At 64.1% G+C, this 15,205-nt stretch carries 14 protein-coding genes, 1 tRNA gene and 1 pseudogene; 11 read left to right on the top strand and 5 right to left on the bottom strand.

The genetic code is table 11. The annotated features are described in order from the left end of the window. The first annotated feature begins 68 nt into the window (after nt 1–68). The gene (locus tag AC5RTS_RS12435; protein WP_493992321.1) at nt 69–1,553 is read left to right on the top strand and encodes an FAD-dependent oxidoreductase; all 1,485 of its coding nucleotides are present in this window, start codon (nt 69–71) and stop codon (nt 1,551–1,553) included. A gap of 229 nt (nt 1,554–1,782) precedes the next feature. Here the strand turns inward: AC5RTS_RS12435 and AC5RTS_RS12430 are convergent. Next, nucleotides 1,783–2,226: pseudogene (locus tag AC5RTS_RS12430) on the bottom strand (SRPBCC family protein); the annotation flags it as partial. A 272-nt stretch (nt 2,227–2,498) separates the two neighbouring features. Here AC5RTS_RS12430 and AC5RTS_RS12425 point away from each other — a divergent pair. After that, the gene (locus AC5RTS_RS12425) at nt 2,499–2,996 is read left to right on the top strand and encodes a Dps family protein (protein WP_493992320.1); all 498 of its coding nucleotides are present in this window, start codon (nt 2,499–2,501) and stop codon (nt 2,994–2,996) included. A gap of 56 nt (nt 2,997–3,052) precedes the next feature. On the opposite strand, the gene AC5RTS_RS12420 is transcribed toward AC5RTS_RS12425, so the two are convergent. Next, nucleotides 3,053–3,769 carry a FadR/GntR family transcriptional regulator gene (locus AC5RTS_RS12420; RefSeq protein ID WP_493992319.1) on the bottom strand — a complete coding sequence of 239 codons (717 nt, stop codon included), beginning with the start codon at nt 3,767–3,769 and terminating at the stop codon, nt 3,053–3,055. Between the two features lie 122 nt (nt 3,770–3,891). On the opposite strand from AC5RTS_RS12420, the gene AC5RTS_RS12415 reads away from it, so the two are divergent. Continuing rightward, nucleotides 3,892–4,410: a gluconokinase gene (locus tag AC5RTS_RS12415; RefSeq protein ID WP_493992318.1), complete on the top strand. Its 519-nt coding sequence runs from the start codon at nt 3,892–3,894 to the stop codon at nt 4,408–4,410. A gap of 122 nt (nt 4,411–4,532) precedes the next feature. After that, entirely contained in the window at nt 4,533–5,309 is a 777-nt protein-coding gene (locus AC5RTS_RS12410; protein ID WP_493992317.1) for a metal-dependent hydrolase, read from the top strand. Between the two features lie 28 nt (nt 5,310–5,337). On the opposite strand, the gene AC5RTS_RS12405 is transcribed toward AC5RTS_RS12410, so the two are convergent. Further along, the gene (locus AC5RTS_RS12405; protein ID WP_493992316.1) at nt 5,338–5,715 is read right to left on the bottom strand and encodes a VOC family protein; all 378 of its coding nucleotides are present in this window, start codon (nt 5,713–5,715) and stop codon (nt 5,338–5,340) included. Between the two features lie 75 nt (nt 5,716–5,790). Continuing rightward, nucleotides 5,791–6,567: a LysR family transcriptional regulator substrate-binding protein gene (locus AC5RTS_RS12400; protein WP_493992315.1), complete on the bottom strand. Its 777-nt coding sequence runs from the start codon at nt 6,565–6,567 to the stop codon at nt 5,791–5,793. Nucleotides 6,568–6,619: 52 nt separating this feature from the next. Here AC5RTS_RS12400 and AC5RTS_RS12395 point away from each other — a divergent pair, with 52 nt between their 5' ends. Next, a complete protein-coding gene (locus AC5RTS_RS12395; RefSeq protein WP_493992314.1) occupies nt 6,620–7,027 on the top strand; it encodes a DUF5997 family protein in 408 nt (135 codons plus the stop codon). A gap of 236 nt (nt 7,028–7,263) precedes the next feature. Here the strand turns inward: AC5RTS_RS12395 and AC5RTS_RS12390 are convergent. Next, a tRNA-Leu gene (locus AC5RTS_RS12390) sits at nt 7,264–7,346 on the bottom strand. Nucleotides 7,347–7,781: 435 nt separating this feature from the next. On the opposite strand from AC5RTS_RS12390, the gene AC5RTS_RS12385 reads away from it, so the two are divergent. Genes AC5RTS_RS12385 through AC5RTS_RS12360 form a run of 6 tightly spaced genes read left to right on the top strand, consistent with a single transcriptional unit; the run spans nt 7,782 to nt 15,201 of the window. Then, nucleotides 7,782–8,525, top strand: a complete 744-nt coding sequence (locus AC5RTS_RS12385; RefSeq protein WP_493992313.1) for an FHA domain-containing protein — start codon at nt 7,782–7,784, stop codon at nt 8,523–8,525. Next, on the top strand, nt 8,525–9,010 hold the full coding sequence (locus AC5RTS_RS12380) for an FHA domain-containing protein FhaB/FipA (protein ID WP_493992312.1): 486 nt from the start codon (nt 8,525–8,527) through the stop codon (nt 9,008–9,010). The genes AC5RTS_RS12385 and AC5RTS_RS12380 overlap by 1 nt, the downstream gene beginning before the upstream one ends. 2 nt (nt 9,011–9,012) lie before the next feature. Then, nucleotides 9,013–10,518, top strand: coding sequence for a PP2C family protein-serine/threonine phosphatase (locus tag AC5RTS_RS12375; RefSeq protein ID WP_493992311.1), 1,506 nt, complete (start codon nt 9,013–9,015; stop codon nt 10,516–10,518). Continuing rightward, the gene (locus tag AC5RTS_RS12370) at nt 10,518–11,939 is read left to right on the top strand and encodes an FtsW/RodA/SpoVE family cell cycle protein (protein WP_493992310.1); all 1,422 of its coding nucleotides are present in this window, start codon (nt 10,518–10,520) and stop codon (nt 11,937–11,939) included. The genes AC5RTS_RS12375 and AC5RTS_RS12370 overlap by 1 nt, the downstream gene beginning before the upstream one ends. Next, a complete protein-coding gene (locus tag AC5RTS_RS12365; RefSeq protein ID WP_493992309.1) occupies nt 11,936–13,375 on the top strand; it encodes a peptidoglycan D,D-transpeptidase FtsI family protein in 1,440 nt (479 codons plus the stop codon). The genes AC5RTS_RS12370 and AC5RTS_RS12365 overlap by 4 nt, the downstream gene beginning before the upstream one ends. Continuing rightward, nucleotides 13,372–15,201, top strand: coding sequence for a protein kinase domain-containing protein (locus tag AC5RTS_RS12360; protein WP_493992308.1), 1,830 nt, complete (start codon nt 13,372–13,374; stop codon nt 15,199–15,201). Before AC5RTS_RS12365 ends, AC5RTS_RS12360 begins: the two co-directional genes overlap by 4 nt. Nucleotides 15,202–15,205: the final 4 nt, after the last annotated feature.

The following is a 15,205-nucleotide window of genomic DNA, read 5'->3' as shown; positions in this document are numbered from 1 at the left end:
CGTCAGCAGCAGGTTCTTCGACCGTTCCGGCTCCAACATCGCCGCATCAGTCCGGCGGGAAGGCTAACGTGTTATCTCTTTGGCTCAGCAGTGCACCCCACATCCCTACCGACTCCTTCGAACCCGGCGTCTCTTATGACTCCGTAGTGGTGGGTGCCGGTCTGACCGGACTCACCACTGCCGCGCTGCTGGCCCGCAGCGGACAGCGGGTAGCCGTCCTCGAGGCACGGTCCGTCGGTGCCGTCACCACGGGCAATACCACCGCCAAGCTTTCCTTGCTGCAGGGCACGCAGCTGTCCGGCATTACCTCCCATCACAATGCGGAGATTGCACGGCAGTATGTCGAAGCCAACCGGCAGGGACAAAGCTGGCTGCTGCGCTTCTGCGACGAGAACGGGATCGGCTACGAGGTCCGCGACGCCTACACCTATGCCACTACCTCCCAGGGGCTCAAGAGCCTGCGCAAGGAACAGGAGGCAGCCACGGCTGCCGGGCTGGACGTCGAATTCAGCACGGAAACGGAACTGCCGTTCGCCGTCACTGGCGCCCTGAAACTGGCTGACCAGGCGCAGGTCCATCCCCTGACGGTGCTGGCCGGACTGGCGAAGGACTTCCGGGAACACGGAGGCATCCTGGTCGAAGGAGTGCGGGTGACCGGAGCCCGCCACGAAGACGGCGCCGGCATCAAGGTGCTGACCGGGTCCGGGGAATTATCCGCGCGCAATCTGGTGCTCGCCACCGGCATCCCCATTCTGGACCGCGGCGGGTACTTCTCGGTATTGAAGCCTGAGCGGTCCTATGCCGCGGCACTGCCGGTGACCGGCGACGTGCCGCAGGGCATGTACCTGTCAGTGGACTCGCCGACCCGCTCCCTGCGCACCGCCGAGGTGGACGGCCTGTCATACCTGCTGGCCGGCGGCAACGGGCACACCGTGGGACGGAAAAAGCACACACAGGAGCTGGTGGATGACCTTGTCAGCTGGACCGTGGACAATTTCGCGGTGGGCACCGCCGCCAGTTTCGCCTGGTCCGCCCAGGACTATGCACCGGCCGGCAGCCTTCCCTATGTAGGGCAGCTGCCCCTGATGGGAACCAACATTTACGCCGCCACCGGATACAACAAATGGGGTATGACCAACGGCGTCGCAGCTGCACTGGCACTGAGCGCCGAAATCCTCGGTGGTGAGAACCCCTGGGCCCGTGAACTGTACAAGCCCCGGGTGGCTCCCCTTGATGCTGCCTCCACCCTGCGGGATAACGCAGAGGTGGGGCTGGAAATGCTCACAGGCTGGGCCTCGGGGCTTGCCCGCAGCACTTCCGAGGCCCCGGCCGAAGGCCAGGGTGTTGTCGCCAGGGAAAACGGGAAACCGGTGGGCAGCTGCACGGTCAACGGCATCACCAGCCGGGTATCCGCTGTCTGCCCGCATTTAAAGGGAGTCCTGAACTGGAATGATGCCGAGCAGTCCTGGGACTGTCCGCTGCACGGCTCCCGGTTCTCCGCGACCGGTTCGTTGCTGGAGGGGCCGTCCGTCAAGGACCTTGATCCGGCCTAGGTTGAGCAGAGGCCGGCACGGCCGTTAAAACGGAACTGCGGATGCCCCGGGGCATCCGCAGTTCCGTTTGAAGCAGACCGCGCTACAAACCGGCGCGCGGTCCCCCGGATTCGGGGTCATCCATGGCCGGGTCCGCTGTCGGGGCTGCTGCGAGCCGCGAAGTGCTGGTGGATGTGGGTTCGTTGCCGGACGCACCGGGAGCTCCGGTGGCGGCGTTCCCGGGCGCGTCGACATTTCCGCGCCAGGAGCCCGTCTCGGAGCCTCGGCTTTCCATAAACTCCTTGAAACGCGACAGGTCCGCCTTCACCTGGCGGTCATCGGCGCCGACGACGGAACCGATTTTCTCCACGAAGGTTTCCGGGGCCCAGTCCAGCTGCACCGTCACCCTGGTATCCGTTTCGGAGAGCCGGTGGAAGGTCACGACGCCGGCGTGCGTGGTTCCGTCGGTGCTCTTCCAAGCCACCCGCTCATCCGGATGCTGCTCAGTGATTTCGGTGTCGAACTCCCGCTCGACTCCGCCGATCTTCGTCACCCAGTGGTTGGTGGTATCCGTGAGCTGGGCAATGGAGACAACGCCGCTCATAAACTCCGGAAATGATTCGAACTGCGTCCACTGGTTATAGGCCGTTGTGACGGGCACTGCTACATCAATTGACTCTTCTACGGTGGTCATACTGTCCCTCCGATAGTGCGAATCCTGCATCTGGTCAGGCCGTTTACCAGCGGCCCCAATGTCCTCACCGTACACACGGGGGCAACCCGTAGCAACTGGAAGTAAGGTTGCTTACAGTAGTGCCCGCCATAGCCGCATCCTTCTGGTCCGGACACCGGAACGGGGATACGCTGAGGGAGGAAAGCCGTCCGTAAACGGGTGTGCGGAACGCCCGCATCCGGCTTTTGGGCGGCTTATCGGGTTCTCATTTTTCGTCAATCTGGGAGGAAAACATGAAGGCATCAGAAGAACTGGCCACCAACCTGCAAGCGGTGCTGGTGGACATGATTGAGCTGCACCTGCAGGGCAAACAGGCGCACTGGAACGTGGTCGGCAAGAATTTCCGCGACCTGCACCTGCAGCTTGACGAGATTATCGACGATGCACGTCTTTTCGCCGATGAGCTGGCCGAGCGGATGCGTGCACTTCGGGCCGTGCCTGACGGCCGCAGCGTGGCCGTCGCCGAGGGCACCAGCCTTCCGCCGTTCCCTGCCGGCCTCGTGGATACCCGCGACACCGTGACCCACGTGGTGGCCATGCTGGAAGGTGTGGTCGGGACCATGCGTAAGGTCCATGACCAGGTGGATGAGGAAGATCCGACCACCGCTGACATCCTGCACGGCTTCATTGCCAAACTCGAGCAGTACGCCTGGATGGTGGATGCCGAAAACATCTCTGCCACGGCAGAGGTCGTCAACCCCGAAGACAGCAACCTGGAAGCCACCCGCTAGCGGTTGCTTCCGCTCGCGGCCGGGTGCCCTTCCGGGGGCGCCCGGCCGTGCGTCGGTCAGTTGGTAACGGCCCGCCGGACCTCGTCCAGCAGGGCGCTCATATGCGCCAATGCCGCATTTCCATCCCCGGCGGCAACCGCAGCTGCCACCAGTTCGTGGCCGGCCAGGGCTTCTTCCCGGGGGCACAAAGGCATCAACCCCTGCCGCGTGCGACCGGTCAGCACCGCGGCCACCACGTCCTGGAGCGAAGCGAACATATCGTTTCCGCAGACCCGAAGCAGCAGGGTATGGAATTCAATATCCGTCTGCAGGAATGCTTCCAGTTCCCCCGCTTCGCCCTGCCTTCTCATTTGGCCGGCCAGCTCCACGATGCGGGCCCGCTCGAGTGTGTCCGCATGGCGGGCGGCCCCGGCTGCCGCCACGGGTTCCACACCGACCCGTAATTCGGTCAGCGCCCGGAATTGCGCGTTTCTGCCCGGACCTGACAGACGCCACCGAATGATCCGCGGGTCGAAAACACTCCACCGCTCGGGTTCCTGCACCACAATTCCTATACGGCGTTTGGAATATACGAGGTTCATCGATTCGAGAGTCCGCATGCAGTCCCGCACCACGGTGCGGGAAACACCGAATTCCTGCTGCAGCCCGTCCAGGGTCAGCCGGTCCCCCGGCCGGAGCAGCCCGGACGCGATGTCCCGTCCCAGCGTCTCCGTAATCCGTTCGTTCAGGACAGCGGCGGGCGGACCGATATCCGCGGTATCAACCTCGACCATGTCCCTCTTTTCACGTTCTTATGGCGCGCATTTCATGATGCCTTTGGTGATACCTTTGTGTCTAATTATTTTTCGGCCATTACGCCGGACCTGTGACAACGGCGTCCTCCAAGGAGATGGAAATGTCCTCCATTGATCAGCACCTCGTCATCATGGGTGTTTCCGGCTCAGGCAAAACCACCATTGCCAACATGCTCTCTAAACGGCTGGGCTGGATAGCCGCGGAAGCTGACGAATTCCACCCCGCCGTCAACATCGCCAAAATGTCCTCAGGGACGGCGCTCGACGACGATGACCGCTGGCCGTGGCTCTTCGCCATTCGTGACTGGATGGGCACGCAGGCAGGCAACGGACGCTGCACCATCGTGACCTGTTCGGCGCTCAAGCGCAGCTACCGCAATGTTCTGGCACAGGCACCGGGCCGCGTCACCTTCGTCCACCTCGACGGCTCCGGTGATCTGCTGGCAGAACGGATGAAAACCCGCAGCGGACACTTTATGCCGCCCTCCCTGCTGCCCTCGCAGTTGAGCACCTTGGAACCCCTTGCACCGGACGAAGACGGTCTCCGGCTCGATATCAGCTCCGCCCCCGGGGAGATTGTTGATTCCGTGCTGCAGCATCTGGGCTTCCAGCCCGCCTAGAAGCCGCCCCTCCGGCCCCTTCTCCGGATTGGACGGACAGCGCCGTTTTCCGTGGAAAAATGGATAGCTGCTCAAAAAGATCTTCGGCGCCTGCACCGCCCTTTGGAAGGAATTCTCACACCATGATGGGTGGTCATCACGCCGCTAGCGGTGCCGCGGCCTGGGTTGCCGTAGCCTCCACTGCACCACATGCCCTCGGCTGGTACCCGGTAACACCCCTGGGTGTGGTTACCGGTGCCCTGCTGACTGCCGGAGCGGCACTGCTGCCGGACCTGGACCATCACAGCGGCACCATTGCCCATTCCCTCCCTCCGGTCACCAAAATCCTGGCGCGCATCACTGAAACGATCAGCGGCGGACACCGCCGCGGCACGCATTCCTTGCTTGGACTGGCTTTGTTCGTGGCCCTGGCCACCGCACTGGGAACCTTCACCGCCGAGGTGCCGTTCTTCGGCTCCGTGGCCGTGGGCGCCGGGATTCTCTCAGTACTGCTGATGGGCTTCGCCCTCAAAGCGCTGAAGATTGCCGGCGGCCCGGGGCGAAGCTGGTTCCTTGCTCTGGTGTTTTCGGCGTTTATCGCCATCTACGCGCCGGAGAACAATGACTGGCTGCCCGTGGCGGTGGGCCTCGGCGTCGGCGTCCATATCCTGGGGGACCTCCTGACCCATCAGGGGGTCATGGTGCTGTGGCCCATCCACATCAAGCGTCCGCGTTCCCTGGCACGCTTCCCCGTGGTCAACAAGCTCTGGCGCAGCAGCGGCTGCTTTTCGATTCCGCTCATCGGCGCGGCCGGATCCTGGCGGGAATGGGCACTGATGGTGCCGGTCACCGTGTACGCCATCTTCGGCGTGACCATTGCAGCGCTCAGCGCACTGACGGGCTGGTCACCGTACGCCTAGGCAGGTACCTCCTGCGGAACCGCGGCGCTCAGTCCTGATGCAGCTGGAGATAGTTGCCGCAGCCGTCGTCGAACACTGCCTGGGACCCCATCGCGTCGATGGTTGGCTCGCCCAGGAACTTCACGCCCAACGCCTTCAACCGATCATATTCGGCCCGCACGTCGGGAACACCGAGCACCAGGACCGGGAGCTGCTGGGCATAGAGTCCGGCACGGTACGCCTCAGCCACGGGATTGTCGTTGGGTTCAAGGAGGAGCCCCGGGCCGCCTGGTTCCTCCGCCGAGCAGACAATGAACAGGTTGTACTCCGGCATGGCCATCAGCGGTTCCAGCCCCAGGGTTCCGGTATAGAACTCATAGGCCCGCTCCGGGTCCAGCACGTGGATACTGCTCATCTTGATACGCATCGCGAAAGACTACCCCTGAAACCTTGAGCCGTCAGCACGGAGGCGCCGTCGGCAGAGTGTGGATTGCCGCCGGGCTCAGCGGCTCCGGCGGGGCTTACTGTTCCTGCCGCTGCCTTTGCCCCCGCTCTTGCCTGTGCCCTTCGTCTTGCCGGCGCCGCCCTTGCCCGCGCCACCGGACCTGGCCGCAGGTTTTCCCTCGCTGCGGGCCTGGCGTGCCTTGGTCCGCTGCCGGGCGGTGGACTTCTGCTCCGCGAGGACTGAAGACTGGCGGGAACTGTTCGCGGTACGGCCGCGAACCACACCGATGAACTCTTCGACGTCTTCCCCTTCCCGGTCCTGCAGCCACGCAATCCCGATTCGTGTGGACGGAACACCCGTGACCGGGCGGGCCACCACATCCTTGCGCGAATACAGCCGGGCAACGGACATGGGCAGCAGCACCACTCCGCTGCCGGATCCCACTACTTCCATTGCGACGGCGGCTCCGCCCATTTCCTCTGCGTCCACCAGCGCTTCGCCGTCCAGGTCCGCAAGGTCAATCTCTTCGAACGCCGCGATCGGGTGATCCTTCGACGCCGCAGCCACCGGCTGCTCCTCATATAAGGGAATGAGGTTCATTCCCTCCGGACGGACGAATCCCTCCTGGGGAAGCCGCACGAAGGCCACATCGGCACGTCCCGATGTCAGTTCCTCGAGGGCAGCTCCCTCTTCACACTGGAAGGTCCGCAGTTCGGTGTCCTGGCGCTCGTGCCAGCGGGTGATCCATTTGCCCGGAGTTACACCCGGAACGTAGGCCACGGTCAGCGGCCGCAGGGCCGGCCCGTCATGGGGAGCTGCAGTGTCTTTGGGCATCAGAACACCTTAGCCCACCGGCCCCGCCTCCGGCGGCGGATACCCTTGGAATATGACCTCCGAGAAATCCTCCCAATCCATGAAACCTGCCACGGCAGCCAAGAAACTGGGCATCTACCTGCCCGCAGCGCCGCAGGACTTCCAGGACGGGCCTATTTCACGGGCCCGGTTTGATGAACTGCAGTCCAATCCGCCCGAATGGCTCACTGAACTCCGCCGCACCGGCCCCCACCCCCGCCCGGTGGTTGCCCAGAAACTCAACATCTCCATCGGCGGCCTCACCCGCTCCGGAATCACCGAACCGCTGACCACCGAGGAAATCAAGGCACTGCTGGCCGAGCCGCCGGCCTGGCTGGTGGAGGAACGCGCCAGTTTCGCTGCCGTCCGTGCCGAGGCACAGCGGGTCAAGGACGCACAGGCGAAGAAGTCTCCCCGCACAGCCCAGGCCGACGAGGCGTAGTCCTTCCACGGGTCCTGCCGGCAGGAGTGCCACTGCCCACAGACCCGCTCACACCCGGCTCTCCGGAGGGCCCGCCTGAACCGCGGGCCCTCCGGCCGTGATACAGCCTGATCCACGCCTGGGCGGGTGGGGCTGCGGTCGGACGCCGGCTATGGCCCGGCTCTGTCTGGGCTCCGCCCGTATCCGGACATAAAAAATGACCCCGGCCGCTAAGCCGGGGTCATTCTCTGTACTTGTGCGCGAGGGGGGATTTGAACCCCCACGCCCTTTCGGACACTGGCACCTGAAGCCAGCGCGTCTGCCGTTCCGCCACTCGCGCAAAAATGGTTTCCCAAGACAACGGTGTGCGGACAATCTCAGATGATCTAAGACATCCCCGTCGCGTTTTCTCGGGAACAGCAGAATCAAGCATACCGGCAATTTGCCGAAACACCTAAACCGCCCGGTTCGGCCGCCAAAAACCCCGCCGTTCCGGGAAAACTGCCTGTCCTCCCCGGCGACGCATGAAGGGAAAACATCACCGCCGCGATGCGTTGAAACCGCTGCCGGGGCTTGACGGACCGCCGGTGCCGGAGCTGCGGTAAGACAATTTTCAGCGTGCGCCAGTAGTATCGAAGTGGACGTATGTACCTGTGAGCCACCGGAACCGTTCCCAATCCCAGTCCCGGTGAACCATTCCGCCCGCACCAGCGTGCAGGAGGGCAGGCACTGAAGCCATCGGAATTCACTGGACAGGATGCGGGAGGAGACGGACATGGGCTTGCTCGACAATGTCGAACGCGGCATCGAAAAGATGGTCCGCGGCGCTTTCGCGTCCGGTTCCTCCGGCCGCGTTGAGCCGCTCGAACTGGCCATTGCCCTCCGCCGGGAACTGGATGAGCGGTCAATGGTCCTCGGCCAGGGACGCACCCTGGCCCCCAATGTCTTTACGGTCCGTCTCTCCACATCCGACTTTGCCCAGGCCCAGCAGTGGGGTGCCCCGCTGGCCGAGGAACTGTGCGACGTCGTGATCAAACACGCACGCAGCCAGTCCTACACCCTGCAGGGCGCCGTCCGGGTTTCCTTTACCCGCGATGCTTCCCTGAAGGCAGGCGTGCTGGAAGTGGATTCCGCTACCGAGAAGGCGCCCTCGGCCTCTCCCCGGTCCGCTTCCCGCATGCCGTCTCCGCCGGCGCCGCGGCAGGGGCCCTCGGCCCGCATGCAGCCTGTCCTGGACATTGACGGCCAGCGGTATTCACTCAACGCGCCGTCAGTTGTGCTGGGCAGGTCCTCCGAGGCGGATATCCTCGTCGACGACACGGGTGTCTCCCGCAGGCATCTGGAAATACGAACGGAAAACGGAACGAGCCGTGCCGTTGATCTCGGGTCCACCAACGGCAGCTTCGTCAACGGCCAGAAAGTTCAGGGTGAAGCAGTGCTAACCGATGGATCCACCATTGCCATGGGACGCACCAGGATTGTGTTCCGGTTGCTTCCCGTCCGGACCGGAGGACGTTAGTGCTCAGCGTTCTAAGCGAAACACTCCTTCGGTACGGTTTCCTGGTTCTTCTGTGGATCATGGTGGTCAGCGTGGTCGGAGCCATCCGCCGCGATCTCGCCGTCGGAACGCGCAACCGGACCGGCACCCCCACCGCGCGACAGATCCGGAAGAACCCAGAACTGGAAAAGCGCACACCGGCGCCCGCCAAGGTCACCCCGAAGGAACTCGTGGTCACCGAAGGCCCGCTGCGCGGCACCACCCTGGATCTGGCCGCCAGTCCCATCCTGCTGGGACGCGCACAGGAAGCCACCCTGGTCCTGGAAGACGACTATGCCTCCGGACGCCATGCACGCCTCTTCCCGCAGGGCAGCCGATGGTTCATCGAAGATCTCGGCTCCACGAACGGAACCTACCTTGGCGGAAGCCAGCTCACCCGGGCGTTGCCCGTCGAACCCGGTGTACCCATCCGCATCGGTAAGACGGTCATCGAATTGAGGCCCTGACCGTGGCTTTGGTCCTCCGCTACGCAGCACGCTCCGACGTGGGAATGGTCCGTTTCAAAAACGACGACTCCGCCTACGTAGGACGCTACCTCGCCGTCGTCGCAGACGGCATGGGCGGTCACGCAGGCGGCAACGTTGCCTCCGCCTCCACCGTGCTCGACCTCGTCCATCTGGACAGCCGCGTCCATGAGGATGAACCGTTGACCGTCCTGGCGGACGAGATCCAGGCGGCCAACTCCCTGCTGTCCGAACTTGTCACCACCAGCCCGCAGCTCTCGGGCATGGGCACCACGGTCACTGCCCTCCTGCTGCATGATCACCGGCTCGCCCTGGCCCATATCGGCGATTCGCGGGCCTACCGGCTGAAAAATGACCGCTTCGAACAAATCAGCATTGACCACACCTTTGTGCAGCGGCTGATCGATGAAGGCCGGCTCCGGCCGGAAGAAGCCGAAATCCACCCGCACAAAAACGTCCTGATGCGTGTCTTGGGCGACGTCGATGCCAGCCCGGAACTGGATCTGGCCACCTTCGAAGTGGAACCCGGGGAACGCTGGCTGCTGTGCTCCGACGGCCTCACCGCCGTCCTGCGGGATACGGACATCGAAGGCATCCTGCGGGGCACCTCCGACCTGCAGGAGTGCGTGGACACACTGGTGGAACTGACGCTGGCGGGCGGTTCGCCGGACAACGTCACGGTGGCGGTCATAGAGATCGACGACGACCCCGACCTCGCAACCGACGAGACCGCTATCTCCGGGGAACCGCAGAAGCCGCACACCGCCTCCGTCGCCGCGCTCCCCCGCACGGCAGACCAATCCTCGCTTCCCGCTCCGGATTCCTCCGCTGCGGGTTCCGCCGATGCGGACGGCCCCGACACCGACCCGGATGCGGATGAGCGGGCACGGGTGGCATTGATCCGCCAGGATCTCTCCTCCCGTCCCCACGTGCTCGTCGGTGCCGCCTCGCTGGCCACCGAAACCGGCGAGATCCCGATCGTGACCCAGCGCTCCGCCGAACGCCGTGCAGCACGCATGCTCACGCACAAGGCGGACACCGAGGACCAGCAGGATCCGCAGCCCGAACAAGCCGGGCATCCCCGCTGGCGGCGTTGGCTGCTGCCGAGCTTCCTGACCGTGCTTGCCCTGCTGCTGGCCGCCGTCGTGTGGCTGGGCTACACCTGGACGCAGACACGCTACTACGTTGGCTCCTACGACAACCGGGTGGCCATCTATAACGGGGTTTCGCAAACCGTGGGCCCCATCCAGCTGTCCCATGTCACGGACATCTCGGACATCCCGGTGGACAGTCTCTCTGAATACCACCGCAACCGGGTAGAGGAAACCCTTCCGGCACGGGATCTGGAACATGCAGGCGAGATTGTCAACGAACTTCGGGACACCGCCAAAGCAGTGCTTTGCCCGCCGGCAGATCCGTCACCGGATGCCGGTTCAGCCACTGCTTCAGCCCAGCCTCCCGGTAACAACGCCTGTGGAGGTGAGCAGTAATGTCGGACATCCTCACGGTGGCCAAACCCCGCCGGAACATTGAGGCCCTGCTGCTGTTCGTGGCGCTCCTGGTGGGCGTCGGCGCCAACATGCTCGTAGGCCTTGACGAGGACCGTGCCTTTGACTCGGACTTCTGGGTCCAGGCCGGCACGCTCATGGCGCTGGTAGTGCTTTTCCACCTAGTCCTGCGGTTCCGGGCGAAATATGCCGATCCGGTAATACTTCCCATTGTCACCGCGCTGAACGGCATCGGCCTGGCCATGATCCACCGGCTGGACATCTCCGATGGCACCAATGCCGCGGACCGGCAGCTGTTGTGGAGCACTGTCGCCGTGGCCGCTGGTATTGCGGTGCTTTTCGTGATCAAAGACCACCGAATCCTCCGCCGGTACACCTATATCTCCCTGATCGTCAGCGCGGTCCTGCTCTTGCTGCCGCTGATGCCTGCCCCGTTGGGCCAGGAGATCAACGGGGCGCGGATCTGGATCAAGGTGGGGCCTTCCGCCACCTTCCAGCCCGGTGAAATCGCCAAGATCACCCTGGCCATATTCTTCGCAGGGTATCTATCCACCAACCGCGACCTCATCCTTCTCGCGGGACGCAAGGTGGGACCGCTCCAGCTGCCCCGCATGCAGGATCTGGGCCCCATGCTCGCGGCCTGGCTGGTCAGCATCGGCGTCCTGGTATTCCAGCGGGATCTGGGGTCCTCGATCCTTTTCTTCGGCCTGTTCATGGCCATGATCTACGTTGCCACGAGCCGCGTGAGCTGGGTGCTGATCGGTGTGGGTCTGCTGGCCGCAGGCGGATTCGCCGCCCTGCAGCTGTTCAGCCACCTGCAGCTGCGCATCCACGGCTGGCTGAATGCCTTTGATCCGGACGTCTACAACAGCATCGGCGGCAGCCACCAGGTGGTCCAGGGACTCTTTGGCCTGGCGAGCGGGGGACTGGTCGGCACCGGCCTGGGCCAGGGCCGGCCCGATCTGGTGACCTTTGCTAACAGCGACATGATTATTGCCGCTTTGGGCGAGGAGCTGGGTCTGATCGGCATCTTTGCCATTGTGCTGATGTACGTGCTCTTGGTGTCCCGGGGCTTCCGGGCAGCCCTCGGCACCAAGGACGGTTTCGGCAAGCTGCTGGCCTGCGGACTGTCCTTCACCATTGCCCTGCAGTGCTTCGTGGTGATCGGCGGCGTTACGCGGCTGATCCCGCTCACCGGCCTCACCACCCCGTTTATGTCCGCCGGCGGTTCGTCGCTGCTGGCCAACTGGATCATCGTGGCACTGCTGCTGCTGATTTCCGACGCCTCCAGGCGTCCCACGGCCTCCGGGCCGGTCTCAACCGACATGGTCCCGGCCATGGCGGAATCCCTCAGCGGAGCCACTGCCCGCAACCGCCGTAACGCGAAGGAAGGAGTCGAATGAACCAGGCAATCCGGAACAGCTGGGTAGTAGCCCTGGCAATGTTCGTGCTCATCCTTGGCTCGCTCACCTATGTCCAGTTCTTCGCCGCCGAAAAACTGACCGCCAACCCGAACAACAGCCGTGCCCTTTACCGGGATTTCGGCGAGCCGCGCGGCTCCATCCTGGTGGACGGCAAGGCGATTGCCGAGTCCGTTCCCTCCGATGACGAGTTCAACTTCCAGCGGGTCTACAACAACCCCCAGCTGTATTCGCATCTGACCGGGTTCTTCAACCTGAACGGAACCAGCCAGCTGGAAATGGCCATGAACGAGGAGCTCTCGGGCAACAGCGACCGTCAGTTCTACGACCGGCTGGTCCAGGTTTTCTCGGGTGCCCAAAGCCAGGGTGCCTCGGTGGAGCTCACCATTGACCCGGAACTGCAGCAGCTGGCCTATGACCTGATTCCGGACGGCCAAAAGGGCTCGATCGTGATGATGGATCCCAAAACCGGGGACATCCTGGCCATGGTCTCCAAACCGACCTATGACACCAATGCACTGGCCGTCCATGACACTGCCGTGCTGGGTACCACCATGGAAGAGCTCACTTCGGTTCCCGGTCTGTCTCCCTACACCAATCCGGCCACGCAGTCCCTGCTGGCACCCGGCTCCGTCTTCAAGCTCGTGGACACCGCCGCAGCTCTGGAAACCGGGAAGTACAACGCCGATTCGGTGATCCCGAACCCGGCGCAGTTCCCGCTTCCCGGGACGAATATTTCGCTCCCGAACTTCACGACCGGTGCCTGCTCGGCCCGGTCCGAGGCAGATTTCGCCTTTGCCCTCGCCCAGTCCTGCAACACGGTTTTTGCGCAGGTGGCGCTGGACCTCGGCCAGGATGCGCTGGCGGAACAGGCGGAGAAGTTCGGGTTTGATACCCCGCTTTCCATCCCCACCGAGGTGGTTGCCAGCCATTTCCCCGAGAACGAGGACCAGGCACAGCTGGCGTTGTCCTCCATCGGTCAGGGAAGCGTGACTGCTACTCCTCTGGAAGTGGCCATGATTTCCTCTGCCATCGCCAACAACGGTGTGCAGATGACCCCTAACCTGATCCGCAGCGTCCGCGCCCCGGATTTGTCCGTGATCGACGAACCGAAGCCCACCGAACTGAACAAGTCCGTCAGCCCCGAGACTGCACGGCAGCTCACTGAATGGATGGTCGGCGTCGTCGAGAACGGCACGGCAAGTGCCGCCCGGATTCCGGGCGTCGAAGTGGCCGGCAAAACCGGAACGGCGGAAGTGGAGGGCCGGGGCGACAATGCCTGGTTCACCGGCTTCGCACCGGCCGACGATCCCCAGGTTGTCATTTCCGTCGTCATGGAAGACGTGAACCTGACCACCGGTGCCCAATTGACCACTCCAAGCGCGCAGAAACTCCTAGAGGCGGTGTTGAATAAGTGAGGCCTACATCGGGTATCACCTTAGGCGGCAGGTTCCAGCTCACCGATCGTATTGCCATTGGCGGTATGGGTGAAGTCTGGAAGGCACGGGACCTTGTCCTGGGCCGCATTGTCGCCATTAAAATCCTCAAGGAGGAGTACACGGGCGATCCGGGGTTCCTGAACCGGTTCCGGGCCGAAGCACGGCACACGGCACTGCTGAACCACCCGGGCATTGCCAATGTCTTTGACTACGGTGAAGAAGAGGGTTCGGCCTACCTGGTGATGGAGCTTGTCCCCGGACAGCCGCTCTCCACCATCATTGAGCGCGACAAAGTACTCTCCCCGGACCGGACCCTGTCCATCATCGGCCAGACCGCCACCGCCCTGGCCGTTGCCCACAACCAGGGCCTGGTGCACCGGGACGTCAAGCCCGGCAACCTGCTGATGCTGCCCGACGGCAAGGTCAAGATCACCGACTTCGGCATTGCCCGCCTGGCGGACCAGGTGCCCCTGACCGCCACCGGCCAGGTGATGGGAACCGCGCAGTACCTGGCGCCGGAGCAGGCCACCGGGCAGCAGGCCACGGGATCCAGCGATATCTATGCCCTCGGCGTCATCGGTTACGAACTGCTGGCCGGGCGCCGTCCGTTCTCGGGCGAATCCCAGATCGCCATTGCTTTGGCGCAGGTCAACGACACCCCGCCGCCGCTGCCGGAATCCATTCCGGAACCGGTGCGCGCCCTCATCATGTCCATGCTGGCAAAGGACCCGGCTGACCGCCCGGCCGATGCCGAAGCCCTGGCTGCCGCCGTGGCTGCCATCCGCCGCGGCGACATCAACGCGGCGCAGCAGGCGGTGCCGGGCATGCTGCTCTTCGGCACCTCCGCTTCGGCCGCCACTGAACCCGTGCCTACCGCGGGAACCTCTGCCACCCGGGTAGTGGATACAGCCCCGTCCACCTCCGCCCTGCCTACCGTCGCCGGCGCCTCCGTGGCAGCCGACGACGCCCGGACGGGCCAGCTCGCGGCCTCGCGTGACTGGTCTGACGAGGACGACGTGGACTACGACGGCGACACTCCCGAGGACGTCGAGGAGGAAAAGCGGGGCCGCAGCCCGTGGACCATCCCGCTGATTGCCCTGCTGGTGCTGATCCTGGCCGGCGCGGTGACCTTCTTTGTGCTCGCCGGATCCGATAACGATGCAGAGGATCCTGCTCCGGCTACCTCGTCCTCGGCGCCCAGCCCGTCCCGGACCGCCTCACCGTCGCAGACCCCGTCCGAGACGCCGAGTCCCAGTGACGAGGAGATCAGCATCGTTTCAGCCTCCTACGAGGGACGGCCCGTCAACGAAGTGGCAAACGAGCTCAGCAACCTGGGCCTGCAGGTCAACCGCCTCCCTGTTGCCGACGCGGACGTTCCCGAGGGAATTGTCATTGAGGTCAATCCCTCCGGCCTGCTTAATCGCGGGGATGCGGTGACGGTGGTGTACTCCTCCGGACCGGAAATGGTTTCCGTGCCCTCACTGCAGGGCCAGACCGAAGAGACGGCCCGGCAGCGGATTGTGGACGCCGGACTGGTCCCGGTCAACGGCGGAACCCAGCCGTCCAATGAGCGGCCCGGCACGGTTATCGCCGTGAATCCCACCGAGGGAACCGCTGTGCCGCAGGGTTCCAACGTCACCTACTACATTGCAGCGGAAGCGGCGCCGGCGCCTACCCAGACACCGCAGCCCACGCCGACGACGGCGGCCACCCCGGATAGCAACGGCGGTGCCAGCGTCGGCAGTTCAAACTTCTCCACGCAGTCCCTGCCTTCCGTTCCCGACAACTCGACCATCGGCAACTAACCAA

Source organism: Arthrobacter sp. MDT1-49-2 (assembly GCF_059090185.1).
The sequence above is the reverse complement of the archived record's forward strand: the minus strand, read 5'-3'. Positions and strand labels throughout refer to the sequence as shown.

Bases quoted from the DNA above. Each gene is read 5' to 3' on its own strand.
- AC5RTS_RS12425 (WP_493992320.1), top strand. From the start codon at position 2,499: ATGAAGGCATCAGAAGAACTGGCCACCAACCTGCAAGCGGTGCTGGTG.
- AC5RTS_RS12420 (WP_493992319.1), bottom strand. From the start codon at position 3,769: ATGGTCGAGGTTGATACCGCGGATATCGGTCCGCCCGCCGCTGTCCTG.
- AC5RTS_RS12415 (WP_493992318.1), top strand. From the start codon at position 3,892: ATGTCCTCCATTGATCAGCACCTCGTCATCATGGGTGTTTCCGGCTCA.
- AC5RTS_RS12410 (WP_493992317.1), top strand. From the start codon at position 4,533: ATGATGGGTGGTCATCACGCCGCTAGCGGTGCCGCGGCCTGGGTTGCC.
- AC5RTS_RS12405 (WP_493992316.1), bottom strand. From the start codon at position 5,715: ATGCGTATCAAGATGAGCAGTATCCACGTGCTGGACCCGGAGCGGGCC.
- AC5RTS_RS12400 (WP_493992315.1), bottom strand. From the start codon at position 6,567: ATGCCCAAAGACACTGCAGCTCCCCATGACGGGCCGGCCCTGCGGCCG.
- AC5RTS_RS12395 (WP_493992314.1), top strand. From the start codon at position 6,620: ATGACCTCCGAGAAATCCTCCCAATCCATGAAACCTGCCACGGCAGCC.
- AC5RTS_RS12385 (WP_493992313.1), top strand. From the start codon at position 7,782: ATGGGCTTGCTCGACAATGTCGAACGCGGCATCGAAAAGATGGTCCGC.
- AC5RTS_RS12370 (WP_493992310.1), top strand. From the start codon at position 10,518: ATGTCGGACATCCTCACGGTGGCCAAACCCCGCCGGAACATTGAGGCC.
- AC5RTS_RS12365 (WP_493992309.1), top strand. From the start codon at position 11,936: ATGAACCAGGCAATCCGGAACAGCTGGGTAGTAGCCCTGGCAATGTTC.